The organism is Lentiprolixibacter sp. (assembly GCF_982873095.1).
The window spans coordinates 1-5786 of the sequence record NZ_CEYNTP010000183.1; the positions used below are offsets into that span (position 1 = coordinate 1).

The 5786-nt window shown below is 48.6% G+C and carries 4 protein-coding genes; 3 read left to right on the forward strand and 1 reads right to left on the reverse strand.

Features of this window, described 5'->3' with window-relative positions; all coding sequences use genetic code 11:
* The 3 genes from AC4E7D_RS10715 to AC4E7D_RS10725 form a co-directional block, all read left to right on the forward strand.
* Positions 1 to 1354: DUF2135 domain-containing protein (locus AC4E7D_RS10715; RefSeq protein ID WP_490173790.1), on the forward strand; the 1354-nt coding region annotated here is incomplete at its 5' end.
* A 16-nt stretch (positions 1355 to 1370) separates the two neighbouring features.
* The gene (locus tag AC4E7D_RS10720; RefSeq protein ID WP_490173791.1) at positions 1371 to 3110 is read left to right on the forward strand and encodes a DUF2135 domain-containing protein; all 1740 of its coding nucleotides are present in this window, start codon (positions 1371 to 1373) and stop codon (positions 3108 to 3110) included.
* A gap of 3 nt (positions 3111 to 3113) precedes the next feature.
* Entirely contained in the window at positions 3114 to 4280 is a 1167-nt protein-coding gene (locus AC4E7D_RS10725; RefSeq protein WP_490173792.1) for a carboxypeptidase-like regulatory domain-containing protein, read from the forward strand.
* Between the two features lie 27 nt (positions 4281 to 4307).
* Here AC4E7D_RS10725 and AC4E7D_RS10730 read toward each other — a convergent pair.
* Positions 4308 to 5786: acyl-CoA carboxylase subunit beta (locus AC4E7D_RS10730; RefSeq protein ID WP_490173793.1), on the reverse strand; the 1479-nt coding region annotated here is incomplete at its 5' end.

The following is a 5786-nucleotide window of genomic DNA, read 5'->3' on the forward strand; positions in this document are numbered from 1 at the left end:
TGTTCGGGTGGTGGGCAATTGTACGGGGGCATTCGGACAGAGCTTTGGGGGACAGTTAACCAATATCACCGGACAGGTAGGTGATGGAGAAATTGCGCTTCCCGGGACCTTGCTTACGGTAAGTGGGCCCAATTCCTCAGCGACTGGAAAAGTTTTTGTTAGGGGATCCAACTCTATCACCAACCCAAGGGCAGCGATTTACGATGTGGACGGACAAATATTTACCGATGCTCCAATCTGGATAGACGTCAGGAATATCAAACGAATAGCGGTACTGAATAATTTTGCCACAACTACCATGTATGGAAGTATTGCGGCTGGTGGGGTTGTAGTTATCAATACCATCACCGGGAACCCCAAATCCAATAAAATTACAGATTACGCCAGGTTGCGTAACAATTATGTTTCGGGTAAGGTCCTTTCGCGTGAAGAAGTAGAAAATAATGAACCCCGTTACCTGAGGGAATTCAGGGAGGCTTCCAGTAAAACGGCTGCCATGCAGGCCTATCAGACCAACAGGAAAATATACGGCAGCTCCCCTTATTTCTTCCTTGACAGCTACAGGGAATTGCACGACACCTGGAGAGACGTCGAACAGGCCGATGCTGTTATTGCTGAAAACAGCTACATATTTGAAAAGAATGCCGTATTGCTAAAAGCGCTGGCCTACCTCTATCAGGAACAGGGCCGCTATGATAAGGCACTGGAGCTATACAAGGAAGTTCTTCGTCTACGGCCAAATTATGCCCAGTCTTATGTAGACCTGGCGAACGCCTACAGGGATGCGAGAAACCCCAAACAGGCGGCGGCCATGTATAACCGTTTCCAGTATATGGTTGATAACGCCCTTATAAAACCAGATACAACGGTATTCATGCCCTTGTTTGAACGGGAATACAACAACCTTTTGTTCCTGAATAAAAATGCGGTGGTTGATAGGGAGAATGCAAGCTCCCTTTATGTGGCAGAAGAAGAATTTGAAGGAACCCGTTTGGTTTTTGAGTGGAACGACAGTGAAACGGAATTTGAACTACAGTTTGTGAATCCCGGGGATCAATACTACACCTGGAAGCACAGCCTGGCCGATAATGCCAGGTTAATCAGCCTGGAGAAGGCCTCCGGATATGCTACAGCTGAATATTTGCTCGATGGTTCCCTTCCAGGAGAATGGGAGGTAAACATCAAATACCTGGGCAATAAAAGCCTTACACCTTCCTATCTGAAGGTCACCATATATCAGAACTACGGAACCTTTTCACAGAGCAAGCAAGTCATGGTATACCGACTGCAATTGAAGGAAGCCAATCAGCGCCTTTTTCGCTTGAATAATGGCACAAAAATTGCTATGAAATAATCAAAAAAAGCTCACTATGAAAAAGACACTCACCTTAACAGCAGTCCTGCTGTTATCGCTATCATTTTATGGCTACGCCCAGGACCTACGAACCATTAAGGGGTCAATTTCTGATGGAAATGCACCCCTTGAAAACGTACAGATATTGGTCAACGGGAAAACGCGTTCGACCTTTACCGATGAGCAGGGAAAATATGAAATACAGGCCGAAACGGGCGATATGCTTGAATACCATTATGCAGGGATGAAGACTTACAAAGTACCCGTGCAGGACGTCACACGTTTTTTGAACCTGATCATGGTTCCAGATATTCAGGAATTGGAGGAAGTAACAGTTACCAGTAGCCGAAGGAAAAGCCAGCAGCAACTAGCTATGGAATATCGGTTTAACCCCAAACTTATCAACACCTATTTTGGGGTTATCGATGCAGAGCGCGCTTATGGAAGGGTGCAAATGTTAAACGAAGAAGATATCAACCCCATTGGCCTTTGTGTATTGGATGTGATCCGTAATCGCTTCACCGGCGTAAGGACCCTGGGGAACTGTGCCACCGGTGGTAGTGTGGTGTTCAGGGGTGTCGGATCCATAGGTAATCCAAGGGTTGCGATCTTTGATGTTGACGGTCAGATTTTCAGGGATGCGCCCATTTGGCTAGATGTTACCTTGATTAAACGAATGGCGCTTATTTCCTCGGTCGCCTACACTACGCGATATGGGGCCATTGGAAGTGGTGGCGTAATCGTTATCAATACGGCAAATGGCTTTCAGGGTGACCCCAAGATAAAGGACCTCGCTCGTTTGAGGAACAATTATATCGAGGGCCCTGTTCTTGATGGGGATGACCTTGCCGCTGCTCAGCCAGAATACCTGATCGCTTTGCAAAATAGCAGCAGCCAGCAAGAAGCCCGTGCGGTATTTGATCAGTATCAGTCGCGCTACAGCGCATCTCCCTACTTTTACCTGGATGCCTATCGCCATTTCTACGATCAAGTTGGTGGACGCGATTTTGCTGATGATATCCTGAACACGCACAAAGAGGTGTTTACAGATAATGCTGTCTTGCTTAAAGCTCTAGCCTATTCCTACCAGGAACAGGGCCGGTATAAAGAAGCCCTGGAACTGTTCAAAGACATATTTATCCTCAGGCCCCACTACAGTCAGTCCTACATGGACCTGGCAGTAGCCTACAGGGATGCTGGTAAGCCGGCCAGGGCAGCAGGAATGTTTGCCCGATATAAGTATTTGGTGGATATTGGATTCCTTTTGAAGTCTGAGGAGTTTGCTAACATTGTCCAGCATGAGAGCGATAACCTCCTGCAACTGGAAGCCGATGCCGTGGGGGCAGACGCAGGCAAGATAGAAACCGACCTCTTTGTACAGGAAAGTACCCGACTGGTGTTTGAATGGAACGATAGCGAAGCGGAATTCGAATTGCAGTTCGTTAATCCGGAGGGTCAGTATTATACCTGGAAACACACCTTTGCAGATAACGAAGAGCGCATCCTGGAAGAAAAAGAAACGGGGTATTCGGTTCTGGAGTATGTGCTGGATGGTTCCCTCCCCGGAGAGTGGAACATCAACATCAACTACCTGGGGAACAAAAGCCTTACCCCAACCTACCTGAAGGCAACCATCTATGACAACTACGGTACGCCCAATCAGCGAAAGCGGGTAAAAACCTTCAGGTTGCGACTTAAATCCAAAAACCAGCAACTGATGAGCCTGGTTAAAGCCGGGAACAGCCAAATCAGATAGTGCTTGATCAGGACGCCGCTACTAGTATTCTTTGGGTTGGTTGCTGCTGCACTGAACGGGCAGCTGGCTTATGAAGGTGTTGTAAGGGACGCCGTAACGGGAGAACCCATTCCATTTGTCAATATTGGTATTGTAGACCGTGGTATAGGGACCATTAGCGATGAAAATGGAGAATTTCTCCTGGAATTCAGGCCGCGCGAGGTCAAGAAGGGAGACATCATCCGCATGTCGTCCCTGGGCTATTTACCCCATGAAATCCCCATAACCCTCCTAAAGGAAGATGTACTTAAACTAATTGTTCGCCTCAAACCCAAGCCCTTGTCTCTGGATGAGGTAGTACTTACAGATAAGGAATACGTTGAGGTGGAGGATGAGGTGGGTTATCGGGACCTGCTGGGGAAAGGAATTGGTTACTGGAAAGACAGTGTTGCCATGGGAGGCGAACTGGCCTCCAGGATCCGGGTACGGAAAGGGCTGAGAAAATTGAATACTCTTTTTTTTAATGTGCTGCACAATCCATCGGACAGCGTCCGACTGCGGGTTAATATTTATGACCTTGCTGATAACTGGGGTACCCCCGGGCAAAATCTGAACGAGAGTGGCAAGAGTATCCTCCATCTGCTGCGCGCTGAGGATATATTAACGGTGATCGACCTCAAACCTTATGATATATGGGTCAGGGACGATTTCATAGTAAGCCTTGAACTGCTGGGTGTCTATGGAACGGAGAATATCTCCCTCAGTTTGCCTGCTGGTGAGGTAAAAGCAACATATTCCTATCGCCGCTATGCCAGCCAGGGTTCCTGGGAACGTATAGGTGAGAGTGTTGTTGGTTTTTGGCTGCAATCCACCCACTATACAGATAAATCCCGGAAGGCGGCTAAACCCCGACAGCTGCGGAAAAGGGAGAAGAACGAAAGGGAAATATCAGGTACAGTGTTTGAAATCGTGACTTCGGGTAGAAGTGAAATGCGTTCACGGAGGCGCGGGGCAACTGTCAGTAATTATACAAGCAATACAAGCGTAATAACAGATGAATGGGGGCGTTTCCGAATCAGGGCGGTCAAAGGGGATGTCCTTGGGGTTTCTTACCCCGGCATGTACCAGGTACTCGTCAAGGTTGAAGACGACCGTTATTATAATTTTCAGCTATATCCCGAGAAGAATTAAATCTTCACAGATCTCAAACTGATCAACCTACACCTGTAACACGCCCATATTAAAAGGCTTAGTTATTGGTGCCTGGTTGGCGGCTTCAATACCCATGGAGATCCATTTCCGTGTGTCCCGGGGGTCTATGATCGCGTCGGTCCACAGGTGGGCGGCTGCATAATACGGGGAGATCTGATGGTCATACCGTTCCTTTATGCTATTGAAGAGCTCCGTTTCGTTTTCCTTTGTGATCTCTTTTCCCTGTTTCTTTAACGTAGCCTTTTCGATTTGCAGCAACACCTTGGCTGCAGAATTACCGCTCATTACGGCTAATGCTGCACTTGGCCAGGACACGATTAGACGGGGGTCATAGGCCTTCCCGCACATGGCATAATTGCCGGCACCATAGCTATTGCCAATGATCACTGTAAACTTGGGCACTACGGAATTACTAACGGCATTGACCATCTTCGCACCATCCTTGATGATGCCCCCGTGCTCGCTCTTGCTGCCCACCATAAAACCGGTTACGTCCTGCAGGAAGACCAGAGGGATCTTCTTCTGGTTACAGTTGGCAATAAAACGGGTGGCCTTGTCTGCAGAATCCGAGTAAATGACCCCTCCAAAACGCATTTCCCCTTTTTTAGTCTTGATCACTTTGCGCTGGTTGGCCACGATGCCTACGGCCCAGCCATCAATCCTTGCATAGCCCGTGAGCAAGGATTTCCCATACCCGGCCTTGTATTGTTCAAATTCCGAATTGTCTACCAGGCGTTTGATGATATCGAGCATGTCATAAGGCTCTGAACGTGAGGCTGGTAAAAGACCAAAGATATCTCCCGTACTTTCTTTGGGCGAAGCGGCCGCTTTTCGATTAAAACCGGCATTCTGGGGCGCCCCCATCTTATCAATCAGGTTTTTTATAGTTTCCAGGGCATGCTTGTCGTCCTCAGCCTTGTAATCGGTGACCCCACTGATCTCACAGTGGGTAGTGGCCCCACCCAGGGTTTCATTGTCTACTTCTTCCCCAATGGCTGCCTTTACCAGGTAGCTGCCGGCCAGGAAAATGCTCCCGGTTTTATCCACGATCAGGGCCTCATCACTCATGATGGGCAAATAGGCACCCCCGGCCACACAACTGCCCATAACGGCTGCAATCTGTGGGATCCCCATACTGCTCATGACGGCGTTGTTGCGGAAAATCCTGCCAAAATGTTCCTTGTCCGGGAAGATCTGGTCCTGCAATGGTAAATACACCCCAGCGCTGTCTACCAGGTAGATGATGGGAAGACGGTTTTCAATAGCAATTTCCTGTGCCCTGAGGTTTTTTTTCGCGGTGATGGGGAACCAGGCACCTGCTTTTACAGTAGCGTCGTTGGCGACGATGAGGCACTGCCGACCCCTTATGTATCCCATGACGACTACAACACCCCCTGAAGGGCAGCCCCCGTGTTCCTGATACATTTCATCGCCCGCCAGTGCCCCGATCTCAATGTGATCAGATCCTTCGTCCAGCAGGACTTC

Excerpts from the sequence above, each read along its gene's own strand:
- AC4E7D_RS10720 (WP_490173791.1), top strand. The coding sequence starts at position 1,371 with ATGAAAAAGACACTCACCTTAACAGCAGTCCTGCTGTTATCGCTATCA.